Genomic DNA, 18,452 nt, shown 5'->3' on the forward strand with positions numbered 1-18,452 from the left:
AAATTAAATAGGGATTGATAATTCTGCTCTAAAACCTTCATCTACCGCAGAGTCAAATTTTATTTCTCCTCCTAGAGATTTGAGACGGGTTTGCGTATTTAACAAACCGCTCCCGCGATTATCTCTTGATAGTGATACTCCTTTACCATTGTCACTGTAATTAATTTCTAAAAGTTTATCTACACTCTTAAAAACTAGTGCTACAAGAGAAGCTTTACTATGCTTTCTCATATTAGTCATTAACTCTTGTAATACTCTGTAAATCTCGATTTTTACTTCGGGATTAATTACATTCCAGTTTATAGACTCCAGACCTCTTAGTATTAGTTTTCTTTCTGATGAGGTATATGTTTGTAAGTTCATTGCAAGCTCTGTCGGGAAGTTCTCATCTGTTTGTATAGGCTTAGTCTCTCTAGAGAGGTCTCTACTTAACTTATAAATGTCTTCAAGTCTATCTGCTACTGCAGGTGAGCTTATTTCGTTTTCTACCTCATTCATAACTAAGTAAATCTCGTTTGCAAGCTCATCGTGTAGTTTTTTGGCAAGGCGTTTTTCTGTTTCATAGCGATCTAGTATTCGCTGTTTTTTTGAGCGTTCTCTTTGGTATAGTATAAATATTAAACCTGTGATTAAAAGACCTCCTATGCCTACTAGTGCCCAGTTTCTCTTTCTTATAGCAATTTCTTCTCGTAACTGTGAGGCCGTAATTTTTTGTAAGGCTATGTTTTCCCGCTCTTCGGCCTTTTCTACATCATACCGCAGTTTTGCAAACTCAAACTTAGCTTTGTTTTGCGCTTTAGTTAGAGAATCTGATAAGCTTGTATATTCTTTAAAAAGAACATTAGATTCTTTGGTTACGGGGATCAAGTAATCGAGAGCTTTTACAACAGCTTCAGTATTCTTAGCATTAGAAGATATATTATAAGCTTGTTGTGCGTGATATGCAGTCTTTTTAGTATTTCCTAATGTCATATAAGCCTCTGCAAGGTGTATATGACTGGCATACTTTCCTGGTATGTCATCTATGCTAGTTCGTAGGTTTAAAGCTTCTTCTAGTAAGGGTATGGCGTCTTTGTGTCCAGCACGTGATTTTGCAAATGCATAGTTATCCTTGAGTCGGTATAATGTATTGAGTGATAAGCTATCTTTATAAGCAAGCCCTACCTCTAGTTGTTGTATAGCTCCATCATTATCACCAGATTTTAATAGTGTAATGGCATAATTATTAATTAGAGAGGCCTTACTTCCCTTGTTGTTCTCAAGTTGTAATGCTTTACGATGGTAGCGTATTGCCTCTTGCCACAAGCCACGCTCTCTATAAACCCTTCCCAGAATGTCGTAAAACCAAGAGATTTCTGAAGGTTCCTTTAATGTGTTACTATAGTCAAGAGCATTTACAATAGTATATTCTGCTCCATCCATATCGCCAAGACTGGTTTGTATGTAGCTCGCTTTTTTTGAAATTTTTATAATCTGTATACTATCCTTTAACTCAGTAAAGAGTTCTATGGCGTGTACATAGTTTGTAAAGGCCTCAGAGGTATTCTGCTTTTTCTTATAAATATCTCCTTGATTATCATAAGATTGAGCGATAAATCGCTTGCTTTTTAGTCTAGTTGCTTCGTCTAATACTGTTTTAGTCTGGGCAATTGCTTGATCGTATTGCTTATCATAATAATACAAATCACACCTATAGATTAGTTGTTCAAGGTATACAGAGTCAGACACTTGTCTTGACCAGTAAATTGCTTTATCATTTGCTGCCAGTCTATCTTTGTAGGATTCTTTTTTTTTACGGCTTAACTTTTTGTAGTACAGTAAACTATCCTCAGCATTATATTTCTGAGGTGCGAGGGTGCTGTAAACCGTAAAACTATACAGTAAAAAAAGGGATGACAGAATAAACTGTTTCATCCCTCTAATATACGAATTAGTAAAAAATATTAAGATGCAAAAGGTCTAATTATCCTCTTCATCTTCTTTCTCATCTTGTCCACCATTATCATCCTCTCCCCAGGTGCTTTCTATGCGATCACTTTCTTCGACCACGGTATCTGGAGTACAAGCAGTAAAAGTTACTCCCATAAATAAAAATGCTAAGATGTAAATTGTCGTTTTCATAATTTTAATGTTTCAGGGTTATAATTTTTTTGAAAGAATAAACCTACATAAAGAAAAAATATGCTGCATTTTACGGATTTCCTTTATGAAACCTATTGCCAATTATCGTTCTTTGTGTACTGATTATCTTTTAGATACGTAAATATCTAGCTTATCAAGAGTGCTAGATGGAAAACCGATGGAAAATCCTTTCCTGTTCTTAATAGTCTTGTATGTAAGAATGAATTAGAAAAAAAATACCATTATGATGTTTAGAAAAATTGTTTTGTCCGCTTTCGCGAAAGCGGAAACAGAAACCCCCGGAAACACGAAAACACAATGGGCAGATCACCTAGCAAATAGTTTATGGTGCGAGTGTAAGTATCAAATTTCAAGAAGAACGCTTCTCAATTATTACAATAGTTATGTAGATGGGGTTGATGAAGATGAGCTATGCCCTAACGCAAAGATGATAGAGATGCTTTGTAAGTATCTAGGGTATCCTAATTATGCCACTTATCTTTTACACCAAGCTAGTATGCAGGGTGTTAAGAGTAGCAAAAATCCGCAGGCATTTACTTATACGCTACAGACGGAGAATTATAAAGAAGAAGTTACAATACTTGTACGTAGAGAGCTAGTGCCTTCTCGTAATGTTGCTTAGTTTAACTTATAGTGTATTTTATTTTGATCTAGAGAATCTAGTAGTTCTTGGCAAATTTTGACCTTGGTCTTTTTGCTAGGCATTTTTACGTAGATTTTTTCTTTAGGTTCAAAGACTTGAAAGTGCAGTTTTGCACTACCCATATGTTGGTCTAATATTTCTTTAATTTCGGCTACACGAGCTTCAGCTACTTCATTAATGTCAATATTTATGGTGAGTTTTTTTGCATTATTCTCCATTACATCTTGAAGTTGCTGTATACTATTAAACTGTGTGCGAGGATCTCCTTTTCGACCAGTTTCCCTATTAGTAAAGCCGTCTTTTATAAAGACCTTTGCGTGTATAAAACTATTAGGTATTAAGAAGTGCCTCATCTTGAGGTACTCTTCTCCAAACATTCTAAACTCAAAACTATCTGTAAAATCCTCTACTGTAAAGGCGGCCCAGCCTTTACCATTTTTTGATACGCGATGTTGAACATCTGTAATCACCCCGCCAAAGGTGAGCTCCCTATTTACAAAAGCTTCCATCTGATTAAAGTGGCTAACTGTTGCGTTACAAAAGGTTTCCATCTCGGTTTTAAAATCATCTAGTGGGTGACCAGATATATATATACCTACCACTTCTTTCTCACGTTTGAGCTTCTCCATTGTACCCCATTCTTCACACGGAGGAACTTCTGGTTCAGGAATCTGTACCTCACTTGACTCGCCAAAAAGGCTTACCTGCGAGCTATTTTCATTTTCTTGATAACGAGCACCATACTTTACAGCTTTTTCTAAAAAGGTAATCCCATCACCATTATCATTAAAGAACTGCGCTCGGTGGGTGTCGCCGTCTAGTTCATCAAAACCACCGGCTAGAGCAAGGCTCTCAAAGGCTTTCTTATTTGCTGCACGTAAATCTACGCGACGTGCAAAGTCAAAAACAGATTTGTACTTACCATCTTTTCTATTTTCTACAATAGTGGCAACAGCTCCTGTACCTACGCCTTTTACCGCACCCATACCAAAACGTACAGCGCCATTATCATTTACTGTAAATTTTCTAAAAGATTCATTTACATCTGGGCCTAGTACTTCTAGTCCCATACGTTTTGCCTCTTCCATAAAGAATGTTACTTGCTTTATGTCATTCATATTGTTAGAAAGTACAGCGGCAAGATACTCTGCTGGGTAGTGCGCTTTTAGATATGCTGTTTGATAAGCAATCCAAGCATAACAGGTAGAGTGAGACTTGTTAAAGGCATACGCGGCAAAAGCCTCCCAGTCTTTCCATATTTTTTCCAGCTTTTCTGGATCGTGTCCTTTTGCAGATGCCTGTTCTATAAACTTAGGCTTCATTTTATCAAGAACTGCAATTTGCTTTTTACCCATTGCCTTACGCAGTACATCTGCCTCACCCTTTGTAAAGTCGGCAAGTTTTTGAGATAGAAGCATCACTTGCTCTTGATATACAGTAATACCGTAAGTCTCTTTTAAGTACTCTTCCATCGCTGGGAGATCATACTCAATTTCTTCTTCTCCGTGCTTCCTCCTTACAAAAGAGGGAATATATTCCATAGGACCTGGACGATAAAGGGCATTCATCGCAATAAGATCTTCAAAAACGGTAGGTTTTAGAGATTGCATATGCTTTTGCATACCAGGTGATTCATATTGAAAAATCCCTACGGTATCTCCACGCTGGAAAAGTTCGTATGTTTTTTCATCATCCAGAGGGAAGTTCTCTGGATCCAGATCAACATTGTGGCGATACTTTACAAGCTTAACAGTGTCCTTTATAAGAGTAAGGGTCTTCAGACCCAAGAAGTCCATCTTAAGCAATCCAGCTTCTTCTACTACAGAGTTGTCAAACTGTGTTACATAGAGATCTGAGTCCTTTGCTAGTGCAACAGGTACAAAATTTGTAATATCATCTGGCGTGATAATCACTCCACAGGCGTGAATCCCCGTGTTACGTACAGACCCTTCTAGCTGGCGTGCTTGCCTTAACATTTGCCCTTCTAGATTGTCTTGAGTCTCTATATTTATAAGTTCTTGTACCTTAGGTAAATCATCAGATCTAAAAGAACTACGCAACTCTGCATCTGTCTTGCCAAATATCTTGCGCAGCTTACTCATAGTAGGTATAAGCTTTGCAATACGATCTGCATCTCCTAGTGATAGATCTAGTGCTCTAGAGGTATCACGTATAGAAGACTTTGCAGCCATTGTACCGTATGTAATAATTTGTGCAACTTGATTTGCTCCATACTTATCTATTACATACTGCATTACACGCCCACGTCCTTCATCATCAAAGTCAATATCAATATCGGGCATACTCACACGATCCGGATTTAAGAAACGCTCAAAAAGTAGGTCGTACTTCATCGGGTCTATGTTTGTAATCCACAAACAGTATGCTGCAACAGATCCTGCGGCAGATCCACGACCAGGTCCAACAGATACATCCATATTACGAGCCTCGCGTATAAAATCTTCTACAATCAAGAAGTAACCCGGGTATCCTGTTTTTTCTATAACGTCAAGCTCAAAATCTAAACGTTCTGTAACTTCTTCTGAGAGTTCTTCACCATAGCGTTTTTTTGCACCTTCATAAACCAGATGTCTTAAAAAAGCATTTTCACCACGTTTTCCACCATCTATTGCATCTTCTGGAGATACAAATTCTTGAGGTATGTCAAAAGCTGGAAGCAGTACATCTCTCGCAAGTTCATAAGGTTCAATTTTATCAACAACCTCTTGTACATTTAAAATAGCTTCTGGCACATCTGCAAAGAGGATTTTCATTTCCTCTCCACTTTTAAAGTAGTACTCATCATTAGGAAGGCCATAACGATAGCCGCGACCACGCCCCTTTGGAGTAGCTACTTTTTCTCCATCTTTTACACAAAGCAATACATCGTGCGCATCTGCATCAGATTTATCTATGTAAAACGTGTTATTTGATGCGACGGTTTTAATATTATGCTTTCGCGAAAGCGCAATTAAAACAGGCATCACTCTATCCTCATCTTCTTGCCCGTGACGCATTAACTCTATATATAAGTCATCTCCAAACTGCTCTTTCCACCAAATGAGGGCTTCCTCGGCTTGATTTTCACCTACGTTAAGTATTTTGCTAGGTACCTCTCCATATAAGTTACCTGTGAGTACAATAAGATCATCGCGATATTGCATTATCACATTACGATCTATACGAGGTACATAATAAAAACCATCTGTGTAGGCGATAGAAGCCATTTTACAGAGGTTTTGATACCCATTTTTATTTTTGGCGAGAATCACTATTTGATACCCATTATCCTTCTGGCTTTTGTTTTTGTGGTCTACACAGACGTTAAACTCACAACCTATAATGGCTTTAAGAGGTACTTCTTCTGGCTCTTCGCCAGCCTCTACGGCTGCGGCATTTGCTTTTTTGACACCTGCGTTATGAGACTTTACGGCTTTTGTAAAGTGAAATGCACCCATCATATTACCCATATCTGTCATAGCGACTGCAGGCATTTTTTGAGCCGCAGCGGCTTTTACAATGTCTTGCACGCTAGCGGTAGACTGTAGTATAGAAAACTGTGAGTGATTATGTAGATGAGCAAACTTAACCTCAGAGAGCTTTGCAGCATTATCTTCTAGTTCTGTTTGTGATATTTCTGGAGCTTCATTTTGCGCAGCTAGTTTTTTGGCAATACGCTCAGAAGCTTTTTTGAGATTGATGTGCTTGAGCCCTATAAACTCAATGGGCTGCGGGTTTGCTTGAGAGAACCTGTCGAAATAGTCTGGCTGTACATCTAGCTCCTCTTTTGTATAAACACGCTGGCGTATAAGTTCTAAAAAGCAACGCGTAGTCGCCTCAACATCTGCCGTAGCATTGTGGGCTTCTCCAAAACCTTCACCAAAAAGATGTTTGTGTAATTCTGTAAGTGTAGGTAGTTTAAATTTTCCACCTCGCCCTCCTGGTAACTGGCAGAGTGTTGCTGTTTTTTCTGTACACGTATCTAGTACGGGTAGCTCTTGCAGGTCGTTACCAATGTTGAGCCTGTGAAACTCTGCCCCCATAATATTTGTATCAAAACCTACGTTTTGACCCACCACATATTTCGCTTGAGATAATGCAATATTAAACTTCTCAAGAACCTCAGATAGTGCGACTCCATCTTTTTCTGCCAGCGCTGTTGATATTCCGTGTATACGCTCTGCATCATAGGGAATGTCAAAACCATCTGGCTTTACTAGATAATCTTGGTGCTCTATGACTTGTCCCATCTCATCGTGCAGCTGCCAGGCTATCTGTATACAGCGTGGCCAGTTGTCTGAGTCTGTAATAGGAGCGTTCCAGTTTTTTGGAAGTCCTGTAGTTTCGGTGTCAAAAATGAGGTACATAGGCGTAAAAAATGTGGATAAGAAATGTACAGAATTTTACTCTTTAATATACCCTTAATTGATGTCAAATTTTAATGATTTATGCACAATAATATTACTCGTTATAAGTGGCTGATGATGAGAAATTGATGCAAAAAAAAATCCCAACCTACTGGTTGGGATTTTTCTCCTTTTTCAAATCCAATTTTTTAAAATGTCGCAATTATGCCCACTCTTCAAGAGTTTTTACTTCGTTAAGAGCATTCTGTATGCTATTACGTTGTTTTTCTAGTATTGTTCTTGTTGAGTTTGGTAATGAAGTCTCTGCGAGTACTTCGTTATATGTTTCTACAGAGGCCTTTTCTCCTCGTATTGCTTCTTCTAAAACCGCTTCGTCATTATCTGTTGTAAAAGCTGCTTTTACATCCATCCACGCTCTGTGCGCATCTGCTGTAAAGCTTGTTCCTTTGTCTACTTCTTGGCCAAAACTGCGTAACTCTTCCTTAATTTCGTGTCCAAAGTTATATCGATCTTGAGCACGGTTATTAAAAAAGTTTTTTAGTCCTGTGTTGCTTACTTTTTCTGCTGCTTTCTTGTAGCCAGCTTCTGCATCATATGACTTGGTTAATAAATTGTTTAACTTATTTCCTACTTCTTCTGTATAGCTCATAATATGTTTTTTGTTGTTAGTAATGATGTAAAGGTACAGGCAGACAGGGCTTTGGGATAGAGGTTTAACCACCTTTAACCTCATAGCGCTAGTTTTGGCGCATATTAACGTAAATCTGTGTTAAGTGTCTTAAAATACTTAACATAAAAGAAAAAGCACCCCTTGTGGAGTGCTCGTATTGTGCGTGGTTCCGCTTTCGCGAAAGCGTAATAAAATTTAGTAATTTATAGTAAATGCACCTTCTGTTACGTCAAACCCATCATCTGTTTGAAAAGAAAAAGTACCTACAATAAGCTCATTTGCTGCGTCATTTGTAATGATGGTAAGCTCTCCAGATGTAGCATTAGACACTCCATTGGGAACCGTATAACCAGCCGAAAGGTCTGGATTTGTACCTAATAAATAGTCGCCTGGCATTGTGTTGAGCGGAAAGTTTAACGCAAGAGATGTCGTAGAAGTTTGTCCCACTACGGTTATAAGATTACCAGATACCGAACTATTTATGATAGTAGGAGTAAACGTTATCGTATTTACCTTTGCAGTAAAGTTGTTTTGAAGTACAATTACTTCTGGTTCATTCATTAAAGGACTGAGAATAGGGACTTGATATGCAATACCTCTATAAAAGAAAACAGAGTCTTGCAGTGATTCTGTATATGCCGTAAAGTTAAACTCTCCAGAGAGGCTGTTGTCTCCGTTAAGAGTATAGGTGAAATTTCCGGTAGATAGCGCGTTAAGAGTGCTGTACTCTATGCCGTTCTCATCTGTATAGGTTGCGATGTTTGTGTTATTTGCGCCTCCTAGGGTTACAGGACTCTGGCTTTGATTATTAACGAGAATGTTTACAGCTTCAAGGCCGCGTTCTCCAGCGACTACTAGACTGCCATCTACGTTAAAAATGGCTCTTGAGTCGTTTGCTCTAAAGAGTAAGCTATCTTTAATTCCTTGTAAAGCTGGACTATTGTCTTCTATGGTACTACAAGAAGTAAAGAGCATTACACTCAAAAATGTAAGAAATAATACTTTCATTGAGGGGTGTCTTAAATATTTTGCAAAAGTACTCTATATTAAAGACATAACGTGTCGAAAGGATTAAAAATTGTAGTATATTTGCAGACTTAAATAAAAACAGGGGTCGGGTACCCCACAAATTAACTTTTATGTCAGTTAAAATTAGATTACAAAGACACGGTAAAAAAGGAAAACCTTTTTACTGGATCGTAGCAGCAGATGCACGCGCAAAGAGAGATGGTAAATACTTAGAAAAAATAGGTACTTACAATCCAAACACTAACCCAGCACAGATTGATCTAGATGTAGATGGAGCTGTAACGTGGTTACAAAACGGAGCGCAGCCTACTGAGACGGCAAAACGTCTTTTATCGTACAAAGGAGCAATGCTCAAAAATCACCTTGCAGGTGGTGTACGTAAAGGAGCGCTTACTGAAGAGCAAGCAGAAGAAAAATTCAACGCTTGGTTAGAAGAAAAAGCTTCTAAAGTAGCAGCTAAGAAAGGTGACCTTTCTAAAGCAGAAGAAAAAGCAAAAGCAGACGCTCTTGCAGCTGAGAAAGCTGTAAACGAGGCTCGTATCGCAGCAGCACAACCAGAAGTGGTTGCAGATGCTGAGGATGCTCCTGGTGCAGAGGGAGAAGCAGCAGCTTCAGACTCTGAAGAGTAAACAGCATTATAAGCCCACGGGCTTTATAAATGTAACAGAAACGTCCTAATGTAATTATTAGGACGTTTTCTTATTTTATAAGATATCATTGTATTTTTACAACCTATGAAAAAGGAAGAATGTTTTTACCTAGGTAAAATAGTACGTAAGTACAGTTTTAAAGGAGAACTACTCGCAAAACTAGATACAGACGAGCCAGAACAGTATGTAGATATGGACTCTGTCTTTATCGATTTTGGGCCTAGTCTTGTGCCTTATTTTATCGAGTCTTCACAACTACACAAGTCTACACTGCTCCGTGTAAAATTTGAGGATATAGATACAGAAGAAGATGCAGATGATATGATAGGAGCTGGTTTATACCTTCCACTAGACCTATTGCCAGAGTTAACCGGAGATCAATTTTACTTCCACGAGGTAGTAGGCTTTACTGCCGTAGACAAAGCTTTTGGTGAGATAGGTACCATCACTTATGTAAATGACAGTAATACACAGGCTATTTTTGAAATAGACCGTGATGGCTCTCAAGTACTCATCCCTATGGTAGATGATTTTATTAAAAAGGTAGACCGCGAGAACAAGCAAATGCATTTTGAATTACCTGAAGGCTTGATAGATTTATACATATAATGTCATCAAAACCCTTTAAATTCAAACAGTTTACCATCGCTCAAGATCGCTGTGCGATGAAAATAGGCACAGATGGTGTCTTGCTAGGTGCTTGGACGTCTACAGAGGCATATCCAGATAGCATACTCGATATTGGGACAGGCACAGGTGTGATTGCACTTATGCTTGCACAGCGCTGCGATGCACAAACTATAGATGCTGTAGAGCTAGATGATAATGCCTATGAGCAGGCTACCGAAAATTTTGAAAACAGTGACTGGGGCGATCGTCTATTTTGTTACCACGCACATTTATACGAGTTTGCGGCAGAGGTAGATGATGAGTATGACCTTATAGTTTGTAACCCGCCATTTTATACAGAAGATCTCACACAGGCCTCACAAGACGCATTAAAAGAAAAGTCGCAAAATGATGGTGCAGCCCAAGATGCAAGAGAGCAAGCAAGGTTTGAGTCTGCGATGCCTTTTGAATTACTTGTGGGAGCGGTGGCAAAGCTGCTTTTGCCAGAAGGTGCATTTAACGTGATAATCCCTTATGAGCGTGAGGAAGATTTCATTTTGCTATGTTCAAGAGCGCAACTTGTGCCTACAAGAATTACCAGAGTAAAAGGAACCCCAGACGCACCCGTAAAGCGCAGTCTTATGTCTTTCTCATTTGCTTTTCAAGATAAAGAAGTGGTAGATGGTGAAGACCGCTTTCGCGAAAGCGTAACCCAGCAAAGTCCCGCAGAGATAACAACGCTTATTATCGAAAAGTCACGTCACGATTATACTGACGCATATGTCTCACTAGTTAAAGACTTCTATATCAAAATGTAAGCTAGGTTTTGGGCATTGAAAACGTTTTCGCTACTTTTACGATGCAAAAAACTAAGCTATGAAACCAGATCTTTTTGAGGCTCCAGATTATTATAATCTAGACGATCTTCTTACCGAAGAACATAAATTAATACGTGATGCTGCCCGCGCTTGGGTAAAGCGTGACGTATCACCTATAATAGAACAAGCAGCGCAAGATGCAAAGTTTCCAAAATCGATCATTCCAGGCCTAGCAGAGATAGGTGCTTTTGGACCATATATTCCTGAGCAATATGGCGGAGCTGGCTTAGATCAAATTTCTTATGGTCTTATTATGCAAGAGATAGAGCGTGGTGACTCTGGTGTGCGATCTACTGCCTCTGTACAATCTTCACTAGTGATGTATCCTATATGGAAATATGGCTCTGAAGAGCAGCGCAACAAGTTTTTACCGAAACTAGCCTCTGGTGAGTTTATGGGATCTTTTGGACTTACAGAACCAGATCACGGATCTAACCCTAGTGGAATGGTCACAAGCTTTAAAGATATGGGAGACCATTATCTTTTAAACGGGGCAAAACTTTGGATCTCAAACAGCCCTTTTTGTGATGTGGCTGTAGTGTGGGCAAAAAATGAAGAAGGACGTATACACGGTCTTATAGTAGAAAGAGGAATGGAAGGATTTTCTACTCCAGAGACTCACAATAAATGGTCACTTAGAGCAAGTGCAACTGGTGAGCTTATCTTTCAAGATGTAAAAGTGCCTAAAGAAAATTTATTGCCAAACAAATCTGGATTAGGAGCGCCATTAGGTTGTCTTGATTCGGCACGTTATGGTATTGCTTGGGGAGCGATAGGGGCTGCAATGGACTGTTATGATACTGCATTGCGTTATGCAAAAGAGCGTATCCAGTTTGGGAAGCCTATTGCCGCTTTCCAATTGCAGCAAAAGAAGCTTGCAGAAATGATTACAGAGATTACAAAGGCACAATTACTAGCTTTTAGACTAGGACAGCTCAAAAATGAAGATAGAGCTACGTCTGCACAAATATCTATGGCAAAACGTAATAATGTCGAGATGGCTATAAAAATTGCTCGTGAGGCACGCCAGATGCTAGGTGGTATGGGTATTACAGGAGAGTATAGTATTATGCGCCATATGATGAACCTAGAAAGTGTAATCACGTATGAAGGTACGCACGACATACACTTGCTTATAACAGGGCTTGATATTACAGGAGAGAATGCTTTTAAATAGTATTACTCTATAGAGTAACTTTTAAAACTCTTTAACAGAAGCATAAAAAAACCCAATCGGTGTAAAACGATTGGGTTTTTAAGTTTAAAACTAGTGAGCTTAGTTTTCCTCAGGCATAAGGATAGATATAAAATACTTGTCATCTAGAAAACGCTGTGCAGCGCCTTGAATATCTTTTGCCGTTAGTTTTGCTACCGCATTTTCAAAGCCAAGAATAAAGTTGTCATCACGATCTTCTTGATACTTCTTTACAAGACTGGTGAGCCAGAAATTATTAGTTTTTACTTGCTCTTTATGCTGTACTAAGTAGGTCTCTTTTACCTTTGCAAGATCTTCTGGAGTCACGCCGTCTTTTTTAATTTTTTCAACTTCGGCGAGAGCGGCAGCCGTTAGTTTTTCTACATTTTCTGGGCCACAAGGGAAAGAAATACTAAAATCCATATCAGAAAAAGTAATCTTACTTAACGACCCTCTAGCACCTACACCGTAAACACCACCTTCTTCCTCACGTAGTTTTTCAACTAGCTTAATTGTGAGAACCTCTCCTAATGCTTTAACAGCCATCTCTGTATCTGGGTCATAGTCCATTTCTTCTCTCCAAGCTATAGATACCGAGCTTTTTGGATCTTTACCGCGGTTTACAACAAATTTGTCATAAGCATCTTTCTCTCTAAATTTTGTTGGAATATAATCTTCGTTACTTCCTAAACCTGGTAGAGGTGCTAAGTACGCTTTCGCGAAAGCGGAAACCTTCTCCTCATCTACATTACCCACAAAGAAGAAGTGAAAATCACCAGCATCTGCATAGCGTTCTTGGTATTTTTTATAAGCGAGATTATAGTCTGCTGCATCATACTTTTCTGGGGTTGGGAAACCGGAATAACGCGGATTTCCTTCTTGACGTCTGTCTGCTACTTCACTCTGGAAATAGAAATTGGGATTTGCCATTAGGTTACCTAAAAAGCTTTTTTGTTTTGAAATAAAAGAGTTGAATGCTTCCTCATCTTTATTGAGGTCTGTGAAGTATAAATGTACCATCTGGAAAAGTACTTCCAGATCCTTTGGTGCAGCAGATCCTCTAAAGTTTTCGGCTCCCTTTGTTAAGAAAGGTGACACATTAACAATTTTGCCACTCATAAATTTACTCATATCGGTAAGTGATAGTCCACCTATTCCAGCTTGTGAAAGTCCTTGGTTTGCAAAGGCTGTAGCTATCATTTCTTCATCAGAATATAAGCTTGTTCCTCCAGGGCTATAAGCAGAAAATAGAATTTCATCATTCTTAAAGTCTGTCTTTTTGATCGTTACTTTTGCACCGTTTGAAAGTGTCATAGTCTTAGTTCCTAGATCTTTATCTTCTATAGTAGAAACTATTGTTCCAGGAGCTGGCAATTTCTCAATAAGTGAGCTTCGTATCTCCTCATCTTCATAGGCTGTGATTTCTGCATTTTCTACCTCTTTAATAAGGGCGAGTACTTGTGCTTCTGTTACTTGAGTTAGACCTTCTTTTTCTGGCCCAGTGAGGGTGATTACACGGTTATCATCGTGTAAAAAGTAAGTAATAAGCTCACTCACTTCTTTAATAGTAATTCCTTTTAATAATTCTTTAGTGTTTTCATATTGCCACTTGATACCCGGGATAGGTTGATTATTAAGGTAATTGCTTACGTATTGCCCTACTATACGACCACTTTCTAGCTTGTCTCTATCGTTATACGATTTTTCTAAACGAGCAATAATGCTCTTTTTTGCACGGTCAAGCTCGCTTTGCTGAAAGCCATAACGCTTTACACGCTCATTTTCCAGTAATAGAGCTCTAAGTCCCCTAAGCTGTCCTTCTGCACTGGTTTGTGCTATAGATTGATATGCATTTTTTGTGCGTGCATAAGTGCCGCCGTAATAAGAAAATCCAAAAACAAAAGGAGGTTGAGCGCTGTTTCTTAGTTCATTTAAACGATTATTAATTAACTGAGAAAAAAGATTGCGCACTAGACCTTCCCTAAAGTCTGATATAGTTAAAGAAGGCTCTGCATTTTTACGATCTTTATACATCACATTCACACGGCTAAAAGCCGCTTCCTTATCTGAAGCAATTGCTATTAGTGTTTCTTTATGGTTAGGGAGTTGATAGCTTTTACGTTCTTGCCCATTTTCTGAAGTTGGTATTTTACCAAAATGCTCTTTAATTTTTTGCTCCATTGTAGCCACATCCAGGTCGCCCACAGCAATTACGGCCATTAGTTCTGGACGGTACCAGGTCTTGTAATAATCCCGGACATCGTCATATGTAAAATTTTCAAGATTTTCTTTTGTGCCTATAGGAAGACGCTCAGCATATTTTGAGCCGTACATAAGTTTTGGTAGCGTCTCACGTTGCATACGCTCATCTGCACCTAGACGTAAGCGCAACTCCTCAAGTACAACACCACGTTCTCCATCTATTGCCTCCTCAGATAGTGTAGTGTTATGTGCCCAATCCTCAATAATCTGAAAGCCTTTTTCTAACTTTTCTGGATCATCACTAGGGATAGGTAAGATGTAAACAGTCTCGTCAAAACTTGTGTAAGCATTAAGATCTGCACCAAATTTTACTCCTATACTCTGAAGGTAATCTACAAGATCATTTTTTTTGAAATTTTTTGTTCCATTGAAGTTCATATGCTCCATAAAGTGAGCAAGTCCCAGTTGTCTTTCTGTTTCCATAATAGAACCAGCATTTACTGCCAGACGAAGTTCTACTTTATCTTCTGGCTTCCCGTTATCACGTATGTAATAGGTAAGTCCATTTGAGAGCGTTCCTACTTTTACCTTAGGATCTACAGGGATTTTTGATGTAGGGATGGATTGAGATGTTGTTAAGTCTCCGTTGTTTTGAGCTAGCAACGCGCCAGCACTTAACAAAAGGCCTAATGATAAGGCTAATGTTTTTTTCATAATGATTGATGAATTTAATTTTTAAATGATTGTCTAGCAAAGTACTAGTTATTTAAATAGAGTCCAATAATTTTAGAAAAATTATAAGAAAAAACCCTAACACTTCTTAGTGAAGTATTAGGGTCATTATATTTAGAAGGAGTGTTTTCTAGCCATTAATAGCTTCTACCATATTAATCTTACCTGGTAACATTTGCTTAAGCATATTTTCTATTCCGTTTTTAAGTGTAAACGTACTAGAGGGACAACCACTACAAGCACCTTGTAAAATTACCGAGACGTTTTGAGTCTTCTCATCATAGTGTTTAAAAACAATATTACCTCCATCACTAGCAACGGCAGGTTTTACATATTCTTCTATAATATTTACAATCTCTTTTGAAACGTCATCTAGAGTTTCAAACTTTTCCTCGGCGATGGCGTCTACTTGTTGAGGAGTTTTGAGCTGCTCAGCAGTTACAATCTCTTTTCCATCTTGAATGTAGTCACGTATAAATTCACGTGTCTCTGTTACAACCTCATCCCACTCTGCCATATCATACTTCTGGACTGAGATATAATTTTCATCAAAAAACACTTCTTTTACAAATGGAAAGTGAAAAAGCGCCTTAGCCATAGGTGCATTTGCAGTATCATCAATGCTTTTAAACTCAAAAGAGGTTGTTACCAGCTTTTTATTTGCTACAAACTTAATAGTAGACGGGTTAGGCGTAGACTCTGCATATACTGTTACTGGTATTTTTTTGGCAGCAACATCTTCTATAATTACAAGCCCGTTATCATTAAGATAATCTTCTACTTGGTTTGCAACTTCTTGCTGCACATCTATCCACTCTACGATATTATATTTTTCTATCGCGACAAAGTTTTGTGCGATGTAAACAGTTTTTACAAAAGGTAAGTAAAACAGTTGCTGTGCAAGTGGAGAGTTTGCAGCCTCATCTATATTTTTAAATTCGTAGCTATTGTGATTAACAAGAAATTGATCTGCTTGAAATTTTTTGATTGCAGGATTTGATGTTCCCTCTACAGATATATTATATGTTGCCATAGGTGATCTTTTTTTGCAAAGGTAGGGAAGATGAGCCTTAAAATGTTATAGAATAGTATATGAATGAGTACTAGGGACGATGTTATTAGTTTTAATTGTACTAGTATTATATTTTGGTAAATATGCTGTTGTAATAGTATCTCCCGATATGAGTTCACTTCATATTTAAGGATATGTATTGTAAAAAGTCATATATTTGAGAGCTACGGAAGTAAAATCTTTTGTAGGCCTTACTTAAAAAATAATAGACTGCAGTCGCAAGGGGCAATATCCAATGCGATTTACTGTTGTATAGAAAACGAAAAACCTATGAGTTTGAAGAAATCCTACTTTCTAATAGCCTTGTTTTTTGCGCAATATGCTATTGCACAAGAGGGAATACCTGTATACCTTGATTACTTACAAGATAACCTGTATTTATTACACCCATCTATGGCAGGAGCTTCTCAAACCACAAAGTTAAGAGGAACTGCTCGTGGCCAGTGGGCAGGAGTAGATGATGCACCAGCATTACAAACGGTTAGTATGAATGGTCGAGTAGGTGAGAAAATAGGTGTAGGAGGTATCCTTTTTAATGATAGAAATGGATACTTTTCTCAGCAAGGTGCTTATGCAACATTTGCTTATCACTTAATGTTAGGTCGTAGCTTTGCAGATCTTAACCAGCTTTCTTTTGGTATAAGCGCTGGTATAATACAGGGTAAACTAGACGAGACTAATTTTGACCTCACAGATTTTGATCCAGTAATTTCCGGAATAGAGCAAAGCGATTCTTACTTAAATGTAGATTTTGGAATGTCTTATAACTTTTTAGACTTCTCTGCACATTTTACAGTTAAGAATGCAATACCTGCAAAGCGTGATATTTTCAGTGAAAATTTTGAGCCTAACAACCAGCGTCGCTATATAGTCTCAATGGCATATGCGGTAACACCTAATTATACAGACTGGAGTTTTGAGCCATCTGTAATGTTTCAAGCAACAGAGCAAACGGGTGAAGCTACACTAGATGTAAATGCAAAAGCATATTATAAACTTGACTGGGGACGTCTCTGGGGAGGTTTATCATATAGAAGAAGTTTTGACGGAGCAGAGTTTACAACCAACGGTGAAACTGTAGATGTACAAAAATTACAATACGTTACACCTTTTATAGGAGGAATGTATGATCGCTTTATTTTTGGTTACACATACTCTTACCAGAGCAACTCTGTAGTGCTCACTAATGGTGGTTTCCACCAGATTACATTAGGTCTTAATTTAGGAGTAAATAAAGATCCTTATGACTGTAATTGCCCTGCAATAAATTAACTGTTATCTAGCTTTCGCGAAAGCGTAATCACAATAAAAAAGCCTCATCAAATTGATGAGGCTTTCTCGTTTTTAAGACTTTGTCTAGACTTACTCATTAGAAGCCATAAGTGCTAAAAACTTATCTAAGTTGGGTAAAATAAGAATACGTGTTCTTCTATTTCTAGACATATTCTCTTTGCTGTTGTTTTCTACAAGTGGGACATAGCTACTTCTCCCAGACGCTATAAGCTTTGCAGGATCTACGTTATGTTTATTTTGTAATTCGCGTACTATTGCTGTAGCTCGCTGTACACTTAAATCCCAGTTATCTTTAAGGTAAGAACCCTTCTTAACGGTGCGGCTATCTGTGTGTCCTTCTACCATAACTTCTACTGCTGGCTCAGAATTTACTACTGCAGCAATACGTCTTAAAAGATCATCGGCCTCTTTGCTAACTTTATAGCTTCCTGAGCGAAATAACATCTTATCTGAGATAGAGATTTGCACAACCGTATCATCTATGTCGATGTTAATATCTTGGCTAGCGTTGTTTCCATACACATCACGATCTAAATTGCGTTTGAGCTTGTGCGATACGGCAAGATTCATAGAGTCTTCAAGTGTTTGTGCTTGTGCAAGCTCACTTGGGTCTACATTTGCAAGTGCTGCTCTAAGTTTCTTTTTTGTGTTTTCAGACATTACCGTACCATTTGTAGTAATCTCAAATTTTGAATCATTTGAGGCCTGTAAATCTGTGTTGGTGTCTTTAAGAGCGTTAATTTTATTATTATAATCATCTACACGTTGCTCTATAGCAGCATACTTTGCCTCTATTTCCTCTTTCTCTACTTTAGTTTTGGTGAGTGTCACCTTTGTAGTATCATACTCAGATTGTAGTTGGGTATATTTTTTCTTTGAAACGCAAGAGGTTATCATTCCTGCAGTAAGTGCAATAAGTAGGGTGTTTTTTGATATTCTTGAAATACTCATAAATCTTTAGTTTAGTGTT

General features: G+C 38.2%; 14 protein-coding genes. 6 read left to right on the forward strand and 8 right to left on the reverse strand.

What is annotated here, in order from left to right; translation table 11 throughout:
• Positions 1-3: 3 nt before the first annotated feature.
• Positions 4-1,914: an ATP-binding protein gene (locus ABVM49_RS06085; RefSeq protein ID WP_405203468.1), complete on the reverse strand. Its 1,911-nt coding sequence runs from the start codon at positions 1,912-1,914 to the stop codon at positions 4-6.
• Between the two features lie 45 nt (positions 1,915-1,959).
• Positions 1,960-2,121 (reverse strand): hypothetical protein, encoded by a 162-nt coding sequence (locus ABVM49_RS06090; protein WP_375252135.1) that lies wholly within the window; start codon positions 2,119-2,121, stop codon positions 1,960-1,962.
• Positions 2,122-2,365: 244 nt separating this feature from the next.
• On the opposite strand from ABVM49_RS06090, the gene ABVM49_RS06095 reads away from it, so the two are divergent.
• A complete protein-coding gene (locus ABVM49_RS06095) occupies positions 2,366-2,764 on the forward strand; it encodes a hypothetical protein (protein WP_035325807.1) in 399 nt (132 codons plus the stop codon).
• Here the strand turns inward: ABVM49_RS06095 and dnaE are convergent.
• From dnaE to ABVM49_RS06110, 3 genes are all read right to left on the reverse strand, one after another.
• Positions 2,761-7,152, reverse strand: a complete 4,392-nt coding sequence (dnaE, locus tag ABVM49_RS06100; RefSeq protein ID WP_405203469.1) for a DNA polymerase III subunit alpha — start codon at positions 7,150-7,152, stop codon at positions 2,761-2,763. The genes ABVM49_RS06095 and dnaE overlap by 4 nt on opposite strands.
• A 202-nt stretch (positions 7,153-7,354) precedes the next feature.
• Positions 7,355-7,801: a PA2169 family four-helix-bundle protein gene (locus tag ABVM49_RS06105; protein WP_405203470.1), complete on the reverse strand. Its 447-nt coding sequence runs from the start codon at positions 7,799-7,801 to the stop codon at positions 7,355-7,357.
• 216 nt (positions 7,802-8,017) lie between these two features.
• Positions 8,018-8,830, reverse strand: a complete 813-nt coding sequence (locus ABVM49_RS06110) for a DUF6252 family protein (protein ID WP_405203471.1) — start codon at positions 8,828-8,830, stop codon at positions 8,018-8,020.
• A 131-nt stretch (positions 8,831-8,961) separates the two neighbouring features.
• On the opposite strand from ABVM49_RS06110, the gene ABVM49_RS06115 reads away from it, so the two are divergent.
• The 4 genes from ABVM49_RS06115 to ABVM49_RS06130 all read left to right on the forward strand — a co-directional run bounded on the left by ABVM49_RS06115 (position 8,962) and on the right by ABVM49_RS06130 (position 12,165).
• On the forward strand, positions 8,962-9,480 hold the full coding sequence (locus ABVM49_RS06115; RefSeq protein WP_035325802.1) for a 30S ribosomal protein S16: 519 nt from the start codon (positions 8,962-8,964) through the stop codon (positions 9,478-9,480).
• Between the two features lie 105 nt (positions 9,481-9,585).
• Positions 9,586-10,110, forward strand: a complete 525-nt coding sequence (rimM, locus tag ABVM49_RS06120; protein ID WP_038597557.1) for a ribosome maturation factor RimM — start codon at positions 9,586-9,588, stop codon at positions 10,108-10,110.
• Complete coding sequence (locus ABVM49_RS06125) at positions 10,110-10,928, forward strand: tRNA1(Val) (adenine(37)-N6)-methyltransferase (protein ID WP_405203473.1); 819 nt, start codon at positions 10,110-10,112, stop codon at positions 10,926-10,928. Before rimM ends, ABVM49_RS06125 begins: the two co-directional genes overlap by 1 nt.
• A gap of 58 nt (positions 10,929-10,986) precedes the next feature.
• A complete protein-coding gene (locus tag ABVM49_RS06130; protein ID WP_405203474.1) occupies positions 10,987-12,165 on the forward strand; it encodes an acyl-CoA dehydrogenase family protein in 1,179 nt (392 codons plus the stop codon).
• Positions 12,166-12,264: 99 nt separating this feature from the next.
• On the opposite strand, the gene ABVM49_RS06135 is transcribed toward ABVM49_RS06130, so the two are convergent.
• Both ABVM49_RS06135 and ABVM49_RS06140 read right to left on the reverse strand, forming a co-directional pair.
• Positions 12,265-15,099 (reverse strand): M16 family metallopeptidase, encoded by a 2,835-nt coding sequence (locus ABVM49_RS06135; RefSeq protein WP_405203475.1) that lies wholly within the window; start codon positions 15,097-15,099, stop codon positions 12,265-12,267.
• A gap of 148 nt (positions 15,100-15,247) precedes the next feature.
• Positions 15,248-16,150, reverse strand: a complete 903-nt coding sequence (locus ABVM49_RS06140) for an iron-sulfur cluster biogenesis protein NfuA (protein WP_038597548.1) — start codon at positions 16,148-16,150, stop codon at positions 15,248-15,250.
• Between the two features lie 309 nt (positions 16,151-16,459).
• Here ABVM49_RS06140 and ABVM49_RS06145 point away from each other — a divergent pair, with 309 nt between their 5' ends.
• Positions 16,460-17,461: a type IX secretion system membrane protein PorP/SprF gene (locus tag ABVM49_RS06145; RefSeq protein WP_035325795.1), complete on the forward strand. Its 1,002-nt coding sequence runs from the start codon at positions 16,460-16,462 to the stop codon at positions 17,459-17,461.
• 90 nt (positions 17,462-17,551) lie between these two features.
• Here the strand turns inward: ABVM49_RS06145 and ABVM49_RS06150 are convergent, their stop codons facing one another.
• Positions 17,552-18,433 (reverse strand): flagellar motor protein MotB, encoded by an 882-nt coding sequence (locus tag ABVM49_RS06150; RefSeq protein WP_405203476.1) that lies wholly within the window; start codon positions 18,431-18,433, stop codon positions 17,552-17,554.
• Between the last annotated feature and the right edge of the window lie 19 nt (positions 18,434-18,452).

The organism is Dokdonia sp. LLG6352-1, assembly GCF_045055815.1.
GTDB lineage: Bacteria > Bacteroidota > Bacteroidia > Flavobacteriales > Flavobacteriaceae > Dokdonia > Dokdonia donghaensis.